The organism is Acidimicrobiales bacterium, from assembly GCA_034521975.1.
In the GTDB taxonomy this organism is placed as follows: Bacteria; Actinomycetota; Acidimicrobiia; order Acidimicrobiales; family SKKL01; genus SKKL01.
The window spans coordinates 64,657-81,556 of the sequence record JAXHLR010000007.1 but is presented as its reverse complement, the minus strand read 5'-3'; the positions used below and the strand labels follow the sequence as shown (position 1 = coordinate 81,556).

Genomic DNA, 16,900 nt, shown 5'->3' with positions numbered 1-16,900 from the left:
CAGTCGTTGAGCAGCAGGGTCCCCGAGTCTCCTTGTTGGGTGGAGTCGTTGCCTGCACCGTCGACCGCGTGCACGACCAGGCCCACGGGCTCGGTCGAACCGAAGGGGATGGTGTCGTCGGACACCGGCCCGACCGTCGCGGTCCACGACCCTCCGGACGGTTGCATCGGCACCGTCGCCGCCTCGCCGCCCACCTGCCAGGTGAGGGTGACCGACTCGACCCCGCTGTCGTCGGTGACGGCGACCTCGACGGCGGAGGTGCGGGGCATGCCGTCACACACCGCGGGGCCACCGTCCTCCCAGATCTGTTGCGGGTCCGCCGTCACCTCCCCGATGGTCGGCTCCTGGGTGTCGGCAACAGTGGTGGTGGTGGTCGTCTGCGGGGGAGGGTCGGTCGTCGTGGTGGTCGGTTCGGTCGTCGTGCTGGGGGGCTCGGTCGTCGTGGTGGTCGTCGTGGGCTCGGTGGTCGTCGTGGGGGCAGTGGTGGTCGGCGCCACGGTGGTGGACGTCGACGTGGCCACCGGTGGGAGCTCGTCCTCGTCGCCGAACTCCACGAGGACGCCGGTGACGACCCCGGCCGCGAAGAGGACCACCAGCGCGGTCACCGTCGCCGCGACCGCGGCTCGCCGGCTCCGGCGGTTGCCGGGCATCGGCGGCGGGAACCCGTCGCGGCGCCAGCCCCGCGGGAGCCGCGCGACGTGGGAGATGTGCTCGACCCGCTCGAGCACCTGATCGCGCAGCCCCGCCGGGGCCGGGGCCACCGCGGCCGACGCCATCAGCGCGAACGGACTGACCAGCGCCTTGCGCCGCCGGTCGCACACCTCGCACCGTTCGACGTGGCGGGCCACCCGCTTGCGCACCAGGGTGTCGAAGGTGCCGTCCCAGTCCGAGAGCAGCTTCGCCAGCTCCGGGCAGTCCCGGCGACCCCGCCTGGCCACCAGCAGCGCACCGACCGCACGCTCGAACCGGGCCCGGGTCCGGTGCAGCGCCACGTTGGCGCCGTTCTCGGTGTCGCCGATCGCGTCGGCCAGCTCCTGGCCCACGAGCCCCTGGCGGACGTGGAGCTCGAGCACCGTCCGGTCGCGCTCGTTCAGACCGTCGGCGGCCTCCCACACCAGCCGGCGCAGCTCCTGCTCGTCGTCGGCACGCTCGACCGAGGTGAGCTCGGCCTCGGCATCGGGCGCCGGCACCTCACCCACCTCCTCGGTCGGGGTGGTGCGCTGGCGGGCCCGGATCCGGGCCAGAGCCTCGTGACGGGCGACCGCGAACAGCCAGGACTTGAGCTTCGCGGGATCTCGAAGCTGGCCCAACCGCTCGAACGCCCGCAGGAACGTCTCGGAGGTGACGTCGGCGGCCTCGTCCGCATCCCGCAGCATCGAGGTGGCGAAGTCGTGGATGCGGTCCGCATACCGGTCGTAGATGCCTGCCAGCGCATCCCGGTCTCCGGCCGCGGCCGCCACGGCGAGCTCGGTGTCGTCCTCGTTCATGGTCTGGACCGAACCCCCACGCTAGGTTCCGGCGGTCCGTCGGGTGCAGACACGACATGGTGCTCCTTCCGCTGCGGTCACCAGGTCGACTCGACGAGGGTCATGTCCCCCCACGCCGTGGGTTCGGCGCCGGCGCTGCTCGGCCCGTCGTAGAGGTCGAACTCGACGGTGACCCGGAACCAGGTCTCGGTCGGCGGGCTGCAGCCACCGGTGCCTCCGCAGAGCCCGGACACGACCTCGAGGTCGACGGTGCGCTGGATCGTGCGCTCGGGACAGTGGCGGGCCAAGCCGGCCAGGCCGATGCAGCCACGGAGCCGCACCGGATCGCCTCCGGGCTCGACCAGCGGGACCCGCACCGGGTCGAGGTGGTAGTCGAGCCGCTCGGGAACGACCTCGAGGGCGACCGTGTCGGGCCGCAGCGGGCGACCGTCGCTGTCGCAGATCCAGGCACCGCTCGGCGGCGACCACTCGTCGCCGTCCACGTCGCCCCAGGGCAGCGACTCGTCCCGGCACCCCTCGAAGCCGACGGGGTGGACCCCGAAGTCGCCGGTCTCCAGCCCTCGGCCCACGTGGTCCTCGACGTGTGCGACCCGGGCCCGCACCCGCAGCTGGTTCGGCGGGGTCACCCGCCAGGCCTCGCGCTCGACGTCGCCGCCGTCCCACCAGTAGACGCAGACGTCCTGGGGCTCGCCCTCGCGCAGCGACAGCTGCCACACCTCCTCGTGGTCGAACCCACGGTGGTAGTCGTAGTCGGGATCGGCGATGACATCGGTGTCGATCGGTCGAGGCTCGGCCCGCGACGAGTCGCCGGGGTCGTAGGTGTCGAAGGGCGGATACCCGGGACACGACGTCGTCGAGCGATCGTCGGGAGCCCGCTCAGCGAACACGATGGTGCGCCGGGTCGTCCCGGGATCGGGAGCCTTCCTCGGCACCTGGACCTCGAGGGTGTTCCAGCCCATCGGTTCGAGCTCGATCGGGGGAGGGTCGCTCGGAACGTCGTCGAGGTCTCGGACCACGAAGGAGTGCCGGCGGGTGGTGCGGTTCAGGTCGAGGTCGACCACCTCGATCTCGAGGGTGACGACCGAGCCCTCCACCAGCCGTCCGTGCCCCCCACCCAGGTCGTGGGGGATGCGGGCGCAGTGATGGACTCCCCGCTCGAGACCGGCCGGCGGCTCCTCGCCCGACAGGGCGACCCCCAGGGTCCAGCCGGCCCGCTGCTCCTCGGTCGAAGAGATCTGGTGGCGCAGGACCACCCCGTCGCTCTCGGTGGTGGGGCCGACGGTGATGTGGCCGGTCGTGATGGGACGGCTGGTCGTGACGACCAGCGGGAGCGCATCGGGGGTGAGGAACCCGGGATCGCACCGCAGGTCGGGATGGTCGGCCCGGGTGAGGTAGGGGTGCACGGTCATCTCCAGCTCGTGGCTGAACGCCGAGGTCGTGGTCCCGCCGCCGTCGGGGTCGAGTGTCGGTTCGGGCACCGGCTCGGGCATCGGCCCGGGGATCGTTTCGGGCACCGGTGCGGGTTCAGGCACCGGTGCGGGTTCAGGCGTCGGCTCGGGTGTCGGTTCAGGTGTCGGTTCAGGTGCCGGCTCGTCGGCCGGCTCGGGTGCTGGGTCGGAGATCGGCCCCTCGGATGTCGATGGGGCGGATCCGACCGTCGTCGGCGTTGGCGCCGCGTCGACCGGCGCCGCTCGATCCGGGGTGTCGCCTCCACCGCCGGCACCGAGGGCGATGCCGGTGCCGAAGCTCACGGCCAGCACGGCGATCGCGGCGAACAGGCTGACGATGACTCGTGGGTGACGGTCCATCGGGACTCCTCCTTCGGGTGCTCACGAGTGAGAGCGCGAAGGAGCCCGGTCCTTGCAGAAAACCCTGGAACAGCCCCCTCGGCCGGTCAGTCGCTCGGCTTCGATCGCTCCTGGAGCTGGAGCACCACGAACACGACGATGACCTCGTCCTCGCTCAGCTCGGAGCGCGGGGACCGGATGCCCTCGGGACGCGACCCCGCGAACCCGTGCCTGATCGTCAGGTCGCCGATCCGGTGGGCACGTGACCCGAGCCTCCGGTACCCGATCTCGTGGTCGCCGATCCGCCGGAGCCTGCTGCCCCACCGGTCGTAGTCGAGCGTCCACTCGCCCACCCTCCGGAGCCGGCTGCCGGCGTGGTCGTAGGAGAGGGTGAGGTCACCGATGCGTTCCAGGCGGCTGCCCAGCATGCCGTAGCCGAGGTCGAACCGGCCGAGCCGGATCGGTCTCCCGCCGCTCAGGTCGTGGTCGACCTCGTGCGGCCCGATGGCGACGAGCCGGCTGCCGAGCCGGTCATAGGCGAGCGGGATCTCGTTCCGGTCGGCGTCACCATCGGCGGCCATCCCACCAGTCTCTCCCACCCGACGCGGCCACGAGGTGTAGTGGCGTGACAAACCCAAACACTCGGTCAAGGTGCTGTACAACCGCAATTCACTACGCCAGAATCCAAGGTGTGGATATGGCTGTGTCCGGCTCTCACCATCCAGGTTTCAGCAAGCGCAGCGAAGCGGCGCGGATAGCCAACCGAGTTATCACCGCCGTACGATCAGTAGGTTCGCACAGTCTTGACGCGATCCAACTGAGGCTAGATCGCGTGGAATGTCGCAACCGGCCAACCAGGTTCAGTTCCTACCCTCCGACCGACCTGTCCGCGGACGACGAGGCCCTCCTCAAGGAGATCGAGGCCGACGACCTGCCGGTGTGGCGGCCCCGGCAACACTGCTGACCCAGCTAGAGTTTCACCCTCTCGGGTCAGAGCACCGAGACCAGCTGCGTCGGTTTCGGTGCGCGGCGGTCGGTGAGCCGTGGGCACTTGACGTCGAGGACGCGATTCGAAACGAGGTTGCCGACGCGATCGGGACTAGAGACGATCACTTCGCCATAGGCGGATGGATCGAGCACGAGCTGGTCACGATCGCCACGTGGTACACCGACTACCCGAAGGAAGGGTGGGTATGGAGCAGCGTCCTTGCGGTAGCGACTGATCACAGGCGCAAGGGCCTGGGGAGCGCCACCAAGGAACAAGTGCTCCGATGGGCTCGGGACCGGGGATTCGCTCGGGTGACCTCGTTTGTGGACGGCGATAACCGGGCGATGCTAGCGCTGAACGACCAGCTCGGAGCGGACAGGCGGCGGCGCCCATGGCCCCGCGATGACGAGTTCGTCTGCACCTTTGCGCTGCGCTGAGGTCTTGCCCTTTTGCCGCGTTCTCGTCCGGCTCTCGGGGTCTGTCGAGTACCACCGCCCAACCACGAGGTGTAGTGGCGGGCGCACAGCGGGCAGAATGGCGGCGATGACCGACCTGCTGTTCCTCCGCGACGCCTACCTGCGCGAGTTCGACGCCACCGTGACCGACGTCGATCCCGATGCCAACCGCGTCGCCCTCGACCGCACCGCCTTCTACTACACCAGCGGCGGCCAGCCCCACGACACCGGCATGCTCGGCCTGCTCGGGGTCACCGACGTGGTCAAGGAGGGCGACACCGTGTGGCACAGCGTCGGCGAGGGCGCAGGCCTGCCGTCGGTGGGCGACACGATCCACGGCGAGATCGACTGGGACCGCCGTCACAAGCTCATGCGCACCCACACCGCCCTGCACATCCTCTGCGGAGTGATCTGGAAGCAGTGGAACGTGCCGGTCACCGGCGCCAACATGGAACCGCTCGCCGCCCGGATGGACTTCGAGTTCGACCCCCTGCCCGAGGGGTTCAAGGACCAGGTCCAGCGCCTGGTCAACGACGAGATCATCGCCGACCGTCCCATCGAGGTCACCTTCTTGCCCCGCGACGAGGCCGTCCTCGACGACGACCTGATCCGCACCAAGGTGAGCCTCATCCCCGACTCGGTCACCGAGATCCGCATCGTCGACATCGTGGGCCTCGACAAGCAGGCCGACGGCGGCACCCACGTGCGCTCCACCGGTGAGGTCGGCGCCGTCCGGGTCACCAAGACCGAGTCGAAGGGCAAGGGCAACAAGCGGCTGCGGATCGAGGTCGGCGATGCAGCCTGAGCTCGTCGCCGCCGCCGATCTGGCCGCGGCGACCGACCGGCTGGCCGCGGTGCTCGCGGGCCACGAACGGCTCCACGTCGCCTTCAGCGGGGGAGCCGACTCGGCGTTCCTCTCCTACATGGCCCTCGACACCCTCGGCCCGCGACGAACCGTCGCCGTCACCGCCGTGTCGCCATCGCTGCCCGCCGACGAGCGCGACGAGTGCGTCGCCCTGGCCGCCGAGTGGGGCCTACCTCACCTCCAGGTCGAGACCGACGAGATGGACCAGATCGCCTACCGTCGCAACGACGGCGACCGCTGCTTCTGGTGCAAGGACGCCCTGATGCGTGCCGTGGCCCCGATCGCCGTCGAGGCCGGATCCACCGTCGCCCTCGGCGTCAACGTCGACGACCTCGGCGACCACCGGCCGGGGCAACGAGCCGCGGCCGAGGCGGGAGCGGTGTTCCCCCTCGTCGACGCCGGGTTCACCAAGACCATGGTCCGCGAGGCCTCCCGGTCGCTGGGCCTGCGCACCTGGGACAAGCCCGCCGCGGCGTGCCTGGCGTCGCGCATCCCCTACGGCACTTCGGTCTCGGTGTCGGTGCTGAGCCGGGTCGAACGGGCCGAATCCGCCCTCGGTCGCCTCGGGTTCGACGAGCTGCGGGTCCGCCACTACGACGACACCGCCCGCATCGAGGTACCCGTCGACACGCTCGACCGCATGGTGGCCCATCGCGCCGACGTGGTGGCCGCGGTGAAGGCCGCGGGGTACCGCTACGTCACCGTCGACCTCGAAGGGCTGCGCTCGGGAAACCTCAACGCCGCCCTCGAGCGGTGAGCAGCGACGACGACGACCCCGAAGCGGCGCTGGCCCGCTACGCCGACGAGCTGGCGGCGGGCATCGTCGACGCGCTGCCGGGATGGGTCGTCGGCTGTGTCGAAGCTCGCATGATCCAGTGGTCCGGCGAGGTCCCCGCCGAGATCCGGCACGAGGCCGAGGCCGCCGGCGAGCAGGCGCAGGCCGAGGTCGGCCCACAGATCATCGAGCTGCTGCGGCTCGACATCGACGACCAGCGCGTGCCGCCCCTGTCGGTGCTGCGCGACGCGGTCCGCTTCCCCACCCGGGTGCTCGAGGCAGCCGGAGTGCCGGGGATCGTCCGCGACGAGGTCGACGAACGGCTCATGCCCAACGACCACTACGGACTTGCTCCCGCCAACTTCGCCGACGTCGACCCCCGCCTGCACGAACCGGGGATGGCATGGGGCGCGGCCAAGGCCTATGTGCACCTGGCGCGGCGGCGCGCCGAAGGTCGCCGCTGAACCTCAGCGCTCGCCCTGATCGAACCGCTGCCAGCCACTGTCGCCCAGCGACCGGGGTTCGAAGAACAGGCAGTGCTCGGGACAGGCGAAGGGCATGTCCTCGTTGGCGTCGACGCGGCAGCGCTGCACCACGCCGTCGGCGGTGGTGCGGGTCGAGTAGTGCCGACAGTCCTCGCGCACGGCCATCGCGCCAGTCTGCCAGCTCGGCTCGCCCCGGCACAGGGCCAGGGCCAGGGGCGATCCGGGCGGTACCATCCCGGGCATGGCTGAGCGCATCGTGGTGATCGGAGGAGACGCGGCAGGGATGTCGGCGGCATCGCAGGCGCGCCGCGGCCGACCCGACCTCGAGATCGTCGTGCTCGAGAAGGGCGACTGGACCAGCTACGCGGCCTGCGGCATCCCCTATGTGGTCAGCGGCGCCGTCGAATCGCTCGACGACCTCGTCATGCGCACACCCCAGGAGTTCCGCGACCGGTTGCGCATCGACGTCCGCATGCGCCACGAGGCCATGGGGATCGACCTCGACCGCGGCCGGGTCGAGGTGCGCGACCACGAGCACCGTCGCACCATCGAGATCGGCTACGACCAACTGGTGGTCGCCACCGGGGCCCGGCCCATCCGCCCCCCGCTGCCGGGGATCGACCTCGACAACGTGCGGGGGGTGCAGACTCTCGACGACGCCAAGGAGCTGCTCGACCTGGCCCGCACCCGCAAGTGCCGGAGGGTCGCGGTGGTCGGCGGCGGCTACATCGGCCTCGAGATGGCCGAGGCGTTCCTCATGTGGGGAGCCGAGGTCACCCTCATCGACGCCGCGCCCCAGGTCATGCGCACCCTCGACCGCGACATGGCCGACCTGATCGTCCCCGAGCTCGAACGCCGCGGCATCACGGTCCGACTCGGCCAAGAGGTCTCGGGCTTCGAACCCGGCGCCGTCGTCGCCGGCGACACCACCATCGCCGCCGACCTCATCCTGCTCGGCATCGGGGTCACCCCCAACGCCGGTCTGGCGGTCGAGGCCGGGGTCGAGGCCGGCGCCAGAGGCGCCATCCAGGTCGATCGCCGCCAGCGCACCAGCATCGACGGCGTGTGGGCGGCCGGCGACTGTGCCGACACCTTCCACCTGGTGAGCCGCCAACCGGTGCACGTGGCCCTCGGCACGGTGGCCAACAAGGCCGGACGGGTGGCGGGAGTGAACCTCGGCGGCGGCTACGCCACCTTCCCCGGCGTGGTCGGCACCGCCATCACCCGCATCTGCGACACCGAGATCGCCCGCACCGGCCTCACCGAGGTCGAGGCCGCCGACGCCGGCTTCGGCACCGTCGCCGTCAGCGTCGACACCCACTCCAAGGCCAGCTACTTCCCCGGAAGCCGTCCCATGACCGTCAAGATGGTGGCCGAGCGCGAGACCGGGCGGCTCCTCGGAACCCAGATCGTCGGTGGCGACGGCTCGGCCAAGCGCATCGACACCGCCGCCACCGCCATCACCGCGGGCATGTCCGTCACCGAGGTCGTCGACCTCGACCTGTCCTACGCGCCTCCGTTCTCCGGGGTGTGGGACGCCATCGCCGTCGCGGCCAGGGTCGCCGAGCGTGCCGTCGACGACGCCCGCTCATCGGGTCCCGACACCGGGTCCTGAGCCGTCGTGCGCGATGACCGCGACCGTCTCATCGCCGATCCCGACGTCGCCGGTGCCGACCTCTGCCGGGCGCTGAGCGACACCGCCGACCGGTGGCTGGCCGGGCTGTTCGCCGGGGCGATCGGAGAGGCGGTCCCCGAGAGGATCTCCCTCGTCGCCACCGGTGGATACGGCCGGGGCGAGCTCAGCCCCAGCAGCGACCTCGACCTGGTGCTGTTGCACGACGGCCGCGACGACATCACCGAGATCGCCGAGCGGCTCTGGTACCCCATCTGGGACAGCGGCCAGAAGCTCGGCCACGCGGTGCGCACCGTCGGCGAGGCGGTGCGCCTGGCCGACAGCGACCTCGACACCGCCACCTCGCTGCTCGACTGCCGCCACCTCGCGGGCGACGAGTCGCTCACCGACCGGCTGCGCGACACGGCGCTCGAACGGTGGCGGAAGCGGGCCAAGCGCTGGCTGGGCGAGCTCTCCGAGTCGGTCCGCCAGCGCCACGAGCGGGCGGGCGAGGTGGCGTTCCTCCTCGAACCCGACCTGAAGGAGGGTCGGGGCGGGCTGCGAGACGTGCACGCCCTGCGCTGGGCCCAGGCGGCGCGCAGCGTGCTGCTCGAAGGCGACGACGACGCCCTCGTCGAGCACTACGCCACCCTGTTGTCGGTGCGGGTCGAGCTGCACCGGCGCACCGGCCGACCGGGCGACCGGCTCCTGCTCGAGGAACAGGACGGAGTGGCCGCCGCCCTCGGCTACGACGACGCCGACGACCTGATGCGCGCGGTGGCCACCGCCGCCCGGGCGATCGCCTGGCGCAGCGACGAGACCTGGAGGCGGATCGACTCGTCGCTCACCGGCCCGCTCGGGCGACTCGTGAGCCGCGACCGCTGGATCGGCGGCGGCCTGGTCGTGCGCGACGGCGAGGTCACCGTCACCCCCGATGCCGACCTGACCGACCCGGTCCTTCCCCTTCGGGCCGCGGCGACCGCGACCTCGCATGGCACCACCATCGACCGGGCATCGATCGACACGCTCGCCGAGGTCCCTCCGCTGCCCGAGCCCTGGCCCACCGAGGCGCGTGAACGGTTCGTCGAACTGCTGCTGGCCGGCCGCGGGGCGATCCCGGTCGTCGAACTGCTCGACCACCACGGGCTCTGGGCCCGGATCATCCCCGAGTGGACCAGCGTGCACTGCAAGCCCCAACGCAACGCCTACCACCGCTTCACCGTCGACCGTCACCTCCTCGAAGCGGCCGTCAACGCCTCGACGCTCACCGACCGCGTCGACCGCCCCGACCTGCTCGTCGTCGGGACCCTGCTCCACGACATCGGCAAGGGCAGGCCCGGCGACCACACCGAGGTCGGGATCGAGATGGTGCGCACGATCGGCACCCGCATGGGCTTCACCTCCGACGACATCGAGATGCTGGTGCAGATGGTGCGCCACCACCTGCTCTTGCCCGACGTCGCCACCCGTCGCGACCTGGCCGACGAGGGCACCTTGACCCTCGTCGCCGAGGCCGCCGGGTCGCTGCGGGTCCTGCGGCTGCTCGATGCCCTCACCGAGGCCGACTCGCTGGCCACCGGCCCCGCGGCATGGGGTGACTGGAAGGCGGGGCTCGTGCGCACCCTGGTCGCCCGCTCGGCCCATCTCCTCGCCGGGGGAGACCTGGCCGACATCCTCCCCCCGGGGTTCCCCACCGGCTCCGACCGCGACCTCATGGAGTCGGGCGGGCGCCACATCGTGGTCGACGACGACACCATCACCGTGGTCGACGCCGACATCCCGGGTCTGTTCAGCCGGGTGGCGGGAGCGCTCGCGCTGCAGGGGGCGACCGTGCTCGCCGCCTCGGCCTGGTCCGACCGGGGACGGGCCATCGCCCAGTTCCGGGTGGCATCGGATCCCACCGTCCCGGTCGACTGGGACGCCATCTTCGTCGCCGTCGAGTCGGCCCTCGACGGACGCCTCGCCATCGCCGGCGAGCTGGCCCAGCGGGCCCGCACCACCAGGACGACCAAGCGGCGCGCCGCTCACGTCAAGCCCACCCGGGTCATCGTCGACAACGAGATCTCCGAGGTCGCCACCGTCGTCGAGGTCCACACCCCCGAGCAGCGAGGCGTGCTCTACCGCATCACCAGCGCCCTGGCCGAGCTCGGACACGACATCCGCAGCGCCCGGATCCAGACCCTCGGGCACGAGGTCGTCGACTCGTTCTACCTGCTCGATGCCGATGGCGCGAAGGTGACCGACCCCGCGGAGCTGGCCCGCCTCGAAGCGGCCATCACCACTGCGCTCGACACCCGCACCTGAGCGCGTGGGCCGCGGGGCGTCGGTAGTCTCGAACCATGGATGACGAGGGCACGCCGGCCACCTGGGGGTCGTGCACGCCCCACGACCTGGTCCGCTGGAGCGAGGCCCTGGCCGGCATCGCCCGCACCGGATTGGCCTTCAGCGACAGCCTCTACGAGCGTGAGCGCTACGAGGAGGTGTTGTCGGTCGCCGCCGACATGCGGGTGGCCGCGGGGAGCCACTTCGAGGCCGACACCCTCGTCCACGAGTGGATCGCCTCGGTCGGCCACGGCGTCGCCGGGTACCAGACCCCCAAGGTGGCCATCGGGGCGGTGGTCGGCAACGACGCGGGCGAGATCCTGCTGATCAAGCGGTCCGACTCGGGCGTGTGGCTCTACCCGACCGGGTGGGCCGACATCGGATACTCACCTGCAGAGGTCGCCCAGAAGGAGGTGCTGGAGGAGACCGGCATCGAGTGCGAGGTGCACTCGCTCATCGGCGTGCTCGACGGGCTCCGGCTCGGCTTCACCCGCGTGCCGCTGTACTCGTTGCTGTTCCACTGCACCGCGACCGGCGGAGCACTGTCGCCGCACCCGCTCGAGACCGACGACGTCGGGTGGTTCGCCCAGGACGAGCTGCCCGAACCCCTCGCCGCCAACAAGGAGACCTGGGACCTGGCGTTCAGCGCCATCCGCGGCGAGGCGGTTCGTCCCCACTTCGACCAGCCACGCTCATCTCCCTGGTGGGGCCACGAGTAGGGATCGAGCTCAGTCGCCGCGCTGGTCGCGCAGGAAGCGCTCGACCTCCTCGACCAGCGACACCCCGGTGGGGAAGTCGTCGTCCTCGTCGTCGAAGCGTTCCTCGAGCTGGGTGACATAGGCCATGGTCTCCTCGTCCTCGCGGACCAGCTCGTCGAGCTGCTGCTCGTAGGAGAGCGAGGCCAGCTCCAGGTCGCCGATCTCGGGGGAGGAATCGAGCATGGCTCCCACTCGCAGCACCAGCGCCAAGGCGGCCTTGGGCGAGGGAGCGCCCGGCACATAGGACGGCACGGCCGCCCAGACCGAGGCCGAGGGGACCCCGGCGTCGCGGCAGGCCCAGTGGAGCACGCCGGTGATGCCGGTGGGGCCCTGGTAGCGCGACGCCCGCAGGCCGAACCGTTCGGCCAGCCCAGGATCGGTGGTGCTGCCCATCACCGAGGTCGGCCGCGTGTGGGGTACCTCGGCCAGCAGGGCGCCGAGGGTGACCACCATGCTCACGTCGAGGGCCGCGGCCACATCGGTGACCTGACGGCAGAACGTCTTCCAGCGCAGCTGGGGCTCGGTGCCGAGCATCAACAACACATCGGTGTCGGGGCCGGGCACCGACACGGCACTGACCTCGTTGGTCGGCCAGATGATCTGGCGCTGACCGGCCCCGTCGACCTCGACCCGTGGCCGGGTGGCGGTGAAGTCGAAGAACTCCTCGGCGTCGATCGAGGCGACCGGCCTGGCGTCCCACTGGTCGGCCAGGAACTCGACCGCGGAGGTGGCCGCGTCGCCCGCGTCGCTCCAGCCTTCGAAGGCGGCGATCAGCACGGGTCGGGCGAGCGGCGGGCGGTCGTGCCAGACGAGGTGCTCCATGCGCACCCACGGTACCGGCTGGGGTGCGCCGCCCCGATGGAGCAGGCGACGCCGATGTCTAGGCTGTCGCAGACATGGCTGGCACCACCGACGACCTCACCTCAGTCCTCGACCTGGAACGGATCGACCGCGACCTGTTCCGCGGACCAGATCCGGGCGAGCGCGAGGGTCGGTTGTTCGGTGGCCAGGTCGCCAGCCAGGCGTTGCGGGCCGCCGGCGCCACCGTCGAGGCCGAGCACCTGGTGAACTCGTTGCACGCCTACTTCCTGCGACCCGGTCGGTTCGGCACCCCGGTCGTGTTCACCGTCGACCGCATCCGCGACGGCTCGTCGTTCACCACCCGTCGTGTGGTGGCGACCCAGCACGGCGAAGCGGTGTTGAACCTCGACGCCTCGTTCCACGCCGACGAAGACGGCGGCGTGTTCCAGCCGCCGTCACCGCTCGCGGCGGTGCCCGACCCCGACTCGGTCGAACCCGACCGCTCGCGGCGGGGATCCCACCACCGGCACCTCGACAGCCGCCCGGTCGATGTCCCCGGCGATCTCGACGAGGCCCGCTCCCGGTGGGTGCGCATCGTCGACCCCATGCCCGACGACCCGCTCGTGCACGCCTGTGCCATCACGTTCCTGTCCGACACCGGGCCACTCGGCGCGGCCCGACGGGCGATCGGCGGCCCCGAGGGCGACGCCTGGCGTGAGTCGATGATGACCGCCAGCCTCGACCACTGCATCTGGTTCCACCAGCCGGCCCGGGCCGACGACTGGCTCTTCTACCGGCTCGAGCCGGTCGTCGTCGGCCGGGCCCGCGGGTTGTCGCGGGGCCAGATCTGGACTCGCGACGGTGTGCTCGCCGCCACCGTCACCCAAGAGGCGCTGCTGCGGTGGCGGCGGTGAGCCGAGCGGTCGCGACCTAGAGACGCTCGATGATGGTGGCCATGGCCATGCCGCCGGCGGCGCACATGGTCTCCATGCCGAACTGGCCGTCCTCGGTCTGCAGGTCGTTGAGGAGCGTGGTCATGATGCGAGCACCGGTCATGCCGAACGGGTGACCGAGCGCGATCGCACCGCCGTGGGGGTTGAGCTGGCGCTCGATGTCGATCCCGGTGTGCTCGCACACCGGGAGCACCTGGGCGGCGAACGCCTCGTTGAGCTCCACGTAGTCGATGTCGCCGATCGACATGCCCGTCAGGGCCAACACCTTGTTGATGGCATCGATCGGGGCCACGCCCATGATCTCGGGATTGTTGCCCGAGTAGGCGGTGGCCACGATGCGGGCCAGCGGCTTGAGTCCCAGCTCGTCGGCCTTGGCCCGGCTCATCACCATGACCGCGGCGGCGCCGTCGTTGAGCGGGCAGGCGTTGCCCGCGGTGACCACCCCGTCCTCCTTGAACGACGGCTTCAGCTCGGCCAGCTTCTCGGCGGTGCTGCCGGGGCGGGGACCGTCGTCCTTGGTGACCACGGTGCCGTCGTCCTTGGTGACCGGGGTGATCTCCCAGTCGAAGATTCCGTTCTCCTGGGCGGCCACCGCCCGCTGCTGGGACAGCGCCGCGAAGGCATCCATGTCCTCGCGGGTGACCCCGAACTTCTCGGCCACGTTCTCGGCGGTGAGCCCCATGGGGATGTAGACGAAGGGGAAGCCCTCGTCGTTGTTCGGCAACAGCTTCGGGTTCAACCCACCGGGACCGATGCCGCGGCCACCGCCGCCACCGCCTCCTCCGCCGCCCTGCTCGCCCTCGGGCGCCGGCGGGCGGCTCGTCTTCTCGACCCCGCAGGCGACATAGATGTCGCCCTCGCCGACCTTGACCGAGTTGGCCGCCGAGCTGATCGCCTGCAACGACGAGGCGCAGAAGCGCTGCACCGTGTGGCCCGGGACCGAGTGGGGCCAGCCGGCGAGGATGCTGGCGGTGCGGGCGATGTTGAACCCGGTCTCGCCCGCCTGAGCGACGTTGCCGCAGAGGATGTCCTGGACGTCCTCCTTCGGAACCTGTGGAACCTTGTCCATCAAGGCGTTGAGGATCTCGCCCATCATCTCGTCGGCCCGCTTGTCGACCAGTGACCCCTTGTTGGCCCGACCGATCGGGCTACGGGTCGCGGCGACGATGACGGCTTCGTTCTGCTCGGGCATGGTTGCTCCCCCTGAGTTGGTGTACCAGCAGGATCGTTGCAGATCTGGGGCACGCGAGCGAGATCGACGCGGCGCTCGGTCGGTCAGCTCGAACTCAACAGACCTTATCGTGCAGCATGGTAAGAACGATAAGACGAAGTAATATCGGTCCATGGACCGTCTGGACAACCCATACCGGCCCGGCGCAGGCACCAGGCCACCCGCGCTCCTGGGTCGCGACCAGCTCATCGACGGCTTTGGTATTGCACTCCGTCGAGCAATGACCGATCGTCCCGGCAAGTCGTACATGCCCGTCGGTCTGCGTGGCGTCGGCAAGACGGTGCTGCTGAACCGGTTTGCTGAGATCGCCGAACAGGAGGGCGTCACCGTCGCGTTCATGGAGGCTCCCGAGACGGAGGGGTTTGCTCGACTGCTCGCAGTACGCCTCCGGAAGATCCTGCTCAGCATGTCCACGGGGCAGGCTCGAGCCGCGGTGAACAAGGCACTGGCCGTACTGCGTTCGTTCACGATGACGCTCCCGGACGGAGTGTCGATCCAGCTGGGCATTGACCCGCTCGCCGGACACGGCGACTCGGGTCTGCTGTCCGAGGACCTCACCGACGTTCTCGTCGCAACCGGGGAAGCCGTCGCCCAGCACGACACGGGGCTGCTTCTCGCTGTCGATGAGGTCCAGTACCTCGCCCGCGACGAGCTTGGTGCGCTGATCACAGCGATTCACCGGACCACCCAGCTCAACCTGCCCGTGGTGCTCGTCGGCGCTGGCCTACCCCAGCTGCCCGGCCTTGCTGGCGAAGCGAAGTCCTACGCAGAGCGCCTGTTCGAATTCCCGACCATCGGGGCGCTGCCCGCCGAGGACGCAAAGGCGGTGCTCGCCGTCCCGGCAGACGAGCTTGGTGTCGATTACACCGATGATGCCCTTGACCTGATCCTTGCCGAGTCCCGGGGCTATCCCTACTTCCTCCAGGAGTGGGGCCACCACGTCTGGAACGCCGCCCCAGGGCCGACAGTTACCGCTGCTGATGTCGAGGCTGTCCGAACTGAGGTCACTGCGACACTCGACGAGAACTTCTTTCATGTGCGCATGGAGCGCCTCACTCCGGCCGAGAAGCACTACCTACGGGCGATGGCGAACCTCGGGCCGGGCCCGCACCGCTCGGGCGACATTGCGGCCGAGCTCGCTGTGAAGGTCGAGTCGGTCGCTCCCCGCCGGTCGGCACTCATCAGGAAGGGCATGATCTACAGCCCAGCTCATGGGGATACCGCCTTCACCGTGCCGCTCTTCGACGACTTCCTACGCCGCAACGCGGAGTGATCCCTTCTCCTGTCGCGGCGATGGCTGGGACCGTGCACCGACGCGGCGCTCGGTCGGTCAGTCGTGGACCGTGGAGGTGACCTGCATGCGTTGGTGCAGCTCGGCCTCGACCTGTTGGCTACCCATCGTCTCGACGAAGCTCATGACCCCCTCACCGGCGATGTCGCTGGCGGGGTTGACCGAGTCGAAGAACCAGGTGAGGGTGCCGCGGTTGGTGATCTCACCGTCGAGGAACTCGACGCTGCCCTGAGGCGTGTCGATCGTCGACGGCTCGATCGCGGTCACCGCGGTGTTGCGCATGACGACGTGGTCGTCGTGCAGCTCCAGCAGCTCGACCTCGGTGACCGTCGGCATCGGCAGGTCGCTCAGTGGGGCCGGCGCGTGCTCGACCTGCCAGCGGGCACCGACACCCACCGCCTCGACCGGAAGAGGGACCGAGGGGGTGTCGAACTCCTGGAGCATGTCGTCGACGCCGCCTACCCCGGTGGCGGGAAAGTCTCGAGGGATCTCGACCCGCAGGGTCGCCCCGCGGTCGTTGGTCGTGACGAAGAACGACAGACCCATGAACCCGTCCATGGTGCGCTCGAACTGGGCGACCTCGGCCGGACCCATGGGCCCCTGATCGACCAGGTCGAAGTCGGTGTAGGTCATCTCGACGGTGGCCGAGCCGTCGTCGACCTCGACCACCCTCGATGCGATGTCGAAGGTGTAGGTGAGCTCGACCTCGGGGTTGACCGGCGCGCCGTCCACGAACAGCTGCTGAGCCATCATCATCTGCATCGTCAGCGACTGCTCGGATCCAGGCACGAACACGAGACGGAGCTCGCGGCGAGGCTCCGCACCCGCGTCGAGGACCGTGACCTCCGGTTCGGGCGACTCGACCACCCGATGCGTGCTCGACCGGTCGCCGGAACCCGGATCGAAGTCGTACTCGTCGTCGGCCGTCGTCTCGGTCGTCGTCTCCGGCGGCGCGGCGGTGGACGACGTGGTGGCCGCGACGCCGTCAGCGTCGTCGTCACCGCTCGTGTCGTCGGTGCAGGCGACGAGCAGGAGCAACGCCGCCGCCAGGAGGGCCAACCAGCGCCGAACCATGGCGGAGGATCCTACC

16 protein-coding genes are annotated in these 16,900 nt (G+C 70.4%); 8 read left to right on the top strand and 8 right to left on the bottom strand.

The window, feature by feature from the left end:
* The 4 genes from U5K29_13380 to U5K29_13365 all read right to left on the bottom strand — a co-directional run.
* Positions 1-1,487 (bottom strand): sigma-70 family RNA polymerase sigma factor (locus U5K29_13380; GenBank protein MDZ7679528.1); only part of this gene is annotated, 1,487 nt, incomplete at its 3' end.
* A 77-nt stretch (positions 1,488-1,564) separates the two neighbouring features.
* Positions 1,565-3,295, bottom strand: coding sequence for a hypothetical protein (locus tag U5K29_13375; GenBank protein MDZ7679527.1), 1,731 nt, complete (start codon positions 3,293-3,295; stop codon positions 1,565-1,567).
* 86 nt (positions 3,296-3,381) lie between these two features.
* The gene (locus U5K29_13370) at positions 3,382-3,855 is read right to left on the bottom strand and encodes a hypothetical protein (protein ID MDZ7679526.1); all 474 of its coding nucleotides are present in this window, start codon (positions 3,853-3,855) and stop codon (positions 3,382-3,384) included.
* Positions 3,856-4,264: 409 nt separating this feature from the next.
* Entirely contained in the window at positions 4,265-4,414 is a 150-nt protein-coding gene (locus U5K29_13365) for a hypothetical protein (GenBank protein MDZ7679525.1), read from the bottom strand.
* A gap of 391 nt (positions 4,415-4,805) precedes the next feature.
* Between U5K29_13365 and U5K29_13360 the strand changes: the two genes are divergently transcribed.
* The 3 genes from U5K29_13360 to U5K29_13350 are packed head-to-tail and all read left to right on the top strand — an operon-like array spanning position 4,806 to position 6,821.
* Positions 4,806-5,522, top strand: coding sequence for an alanyl-tRNA editing protein (locus tag U5K29_13360; protein ID MDZ7679524.1), 717 nt, complete (start codon positions 4,806-4,808; stop codon positions 5,520-5,522).
* A complete protein-coding gene (gene larE, locus U5K29_13355) occupies positions 5,512-6,339 on the top strand; it encodes an ATP-dependent sacrificial sulfur transferase LarE (protein ID MDZ7679523.1) in 828 nt (275 codons plus the stop codon). Before U5K29_13360 ends, larE begins: the two co-directional genes overlap by 11 nt.
* Positions 6,336-6,821: a hypothetical protein gene (locus U5K29_13350; protein MDZ7679522.1), complete on the top strand. Its 486-nt coding sequence runs from the start codon at positions 6,336-6,338 to the stop codon at positions 6,819-6,821. The genes larE and U5K29_13350 overlap by 4 nt, the downstream gene beginning before the upstream one ends.
* A gap of 3 nt (positions 6,822-6,824) precedes the next feature.
* Here the strand turns inward: U5K29_13350 and U5K29_13345 are convergent, their stop codons facing one another.
* The gene (locus U5K29_13345) at positions 6,825-7,007 is read right to left on the bottom strand and encodes a hypothetical protein (protein MDZ7679521.1); all 183 of its coding nucleotides are present in this window, start codon (positions 7,005-7,007) and stop codon (positions 6,825-6,827) included.
* Positions 7,008-7,083: 76 nt separating this feature from the next.
* Between U5K29_13345 and U5K29_13340 the strand changes: the two genes are divergently transcribed.
* The 3 genes from U5K29_13340 to U5K29_13330 are packed head-to-tail and all read left to right on the top strand — an operon-like array spanning position 7,084 to position 11,495.
* Positions 7,084-8,457 (top strand): FAD-dependent oxidoreductase, encoded by a 1,374-nt coding sequence (locus U5K29_13340; GenBank protein ID MDZ7679520.1) that lies wholly within the window; start codon positions 7,084-7,086, stop codon positions 8,455-8,457.
* A gap of 6 nt (positions 8,458-8,463) precedes the next feature.
* On the top strand, positions 8,464-10,758 hold the full coding sequence (locus U5K29_13335; GenBank protein MDZ7679519.1) for a [protein-PII] uridylyltransferase: 2,295 nt from the start codon (positions 8,464-8,466) through the stop codon (positions 10,756-10,758).
* 35 nt (positions 10,759-10,793) lie between these two features.
* Positions 10,794-11,495, top strand: a complete 702-nt coding sequence (locus tag U5K29_13330) for an NUDIX hydrolase N-terminal domain-containing protein (GenBank protein MDZ7679518.1) — start codon at positions 10,794-10,796, stop codon at positions 11,493-11,495.
* A gap of 9 nt (positions 11,496-11,504) precedes the next feature.
* Here the strand turns inward: U5K29_13330 and U5K29_13325 are convergent, their stop codons facing one another.
* A complete protein-coding gene (locus tag U5K29_13325; protein ID MDZ7679517.1) occupies positions 11,505-12,356 on the bottom strand; it encodes a PAC2 family protein in 852 nt (283 codons plus the stop codon).
* A gap of 74 nt (positions 12,357-12,430) precedes the next feature.
* Between U5K29_13325 and U5K29_13320 the strand changes: the two genes are divergently transcribed.
* Positions 12,431-13,249 (top strand): thioesterase family protein, encoded by an 819-nt coding sequence (locus U5K29_13320; GenBank protein MDZ7679516.1) that lies wholly within the window; start codon positions 12,431-12,433, stop codon positions 13,247-13,249.
* A 16-nt stretch (positions 13,250-13,265) separates the two neighbouring features.
* Here the strand turns inward: U5K29_13320 and U5K29_13315 are convergent, their stop codons facing one another.
* Positions 13,266-14,480 (bottom strand): acetyl-CoA C-acyltransferase, encoded by a 1,215-nt coding sequence (locus U5K29_13315; protein MDZ7679515.1) that lies wholly within the window; start codon positions 14,478-14,480, stop codon positions 13,266-13,268.
* Between the two features lie 151 nt (positions 14,481-14,631).
* On the opposite strand from U5K29_13315, the gene U5K29_13310 reads away from it, so the two are divergent.
* Positions 14,632-15,792, top strand: coding sequence for an AAA family ATPase (locus U5K29_13310; GenBank protein ID MDZ7679514.1), 1,161 nt, complete (start codon positions 14,632-14,634; stop codon positions 15,790-15,792).
* A 57-nt stretch (positions 15,793-15,849) separates the two neighbouring features.
* Here the strand turns inward: U5K29_13310 and U5K29_13305 are convergent, their stop codons facing one another.
* Positions 15,850-16,884 (bottom strand): hypothetical protein, encoded by a 1,035-nt coding sequence (locus U5K29_13305; protein MDZ7679513.1) that lies wholly within the window; start codon positions 16,882-16,884, stop codon positions 15,850-15,852.
* Positions 16,885-16,900 lie beyond the last annotated feature (16 nt).

What these genes read in the sequence shown, in the direction of transcription:
- U5K29_13375 (MDZ7679527.1), bottom strand. Translation starts at nt 3,295, where the DNA reads ATGGACCGTCACCCACGAGTCATCGTCAGCCTGTTCGCCGCGATCGCC.
- U5K29_13370 (MDZ7679526.1), bottom strand. Translation starts at nt 3,855, where the DNA reads ATGGCCGCCGATGGTGACGCCGACCGGAACGAGATCCCGCTCGCCTAT.
- U5K29_13360 (MDZ7679524.1), top strand. Translation starts at nt 4,806, where the DNA reads ATGACCGACCTGCTGTTCCTCCGCGACGCCTACCTGCGCGAGTTCGAC.
- larE (MDZ7679523.1), top strand. Translation starts at nt 5,512, where the DNA reads ATGCAGCCTGAGCTCGTCGCCGCCGCCGATCTGGCCGCGGCGACCGAC.
- U5K29_13345 (MDZ7679521.1), bottom strand. Translation starts at nt 7,007, where the DNA reads ATGGCCGTGCGCGAGGACTGTCGGCACTACTCGACCCGCACCACCGCC.
- U5K29_13340 (MDZ7679520.1), top strand. Translation starts at nt 7,084, where the DNA reads ATGGCTGAGCGCATCGTGGTGATCGGAGGAGACGCGGCAGGGATGTCG.
- U5K29_13330 (MDZ7679518.1), top strand. Translation starts at nt 10,794, where the DNA reads ATGGATGACGAGGGCACGCCGGCCACCTGGGGGTCGTGCACGCCCCAC.
- U5K29_13325 (MDZ7679517.1), bottom strand. Translation starts at nt 12,356, where the DNA reads ATGGAGCACCTCGTCTGGCACGACCGCCCGCCGCTCGCCCGACCCGTG.
- U5K29_13320 (MDZ7679516.1), top strand. Translation starts at nt 12,431, where the DNA reads ATGGCTGGCACCACCGACGACCTCACCTCAGTCCTCGACCTGGAACGG.
- U5K29_13315 (MDZ7679515.1), bottom strand. Translation starts at nt 14,480, where the DNA reads ATGCCCGAGCAGAACGAAGCCGTCATCGTCGCCGCGACCCGTAGCCCG.
- U5K29_13310 (MDZ7679514.1), top strand. Translation starts at nt 14,632, where the DNA reads ATGGACCGTCTGGACAACCCATACCGGCCCGGCGCAGGCACCAGGCCA.
- U5K29_13305 (MDZ7679513.1), bottom strand. Translation starts at nt 16,884, where the DNA reads ATGGTTCGGCGCTGGTTGGCCCTCCTGGCGGCGGCGTTGCTCCTGCTC.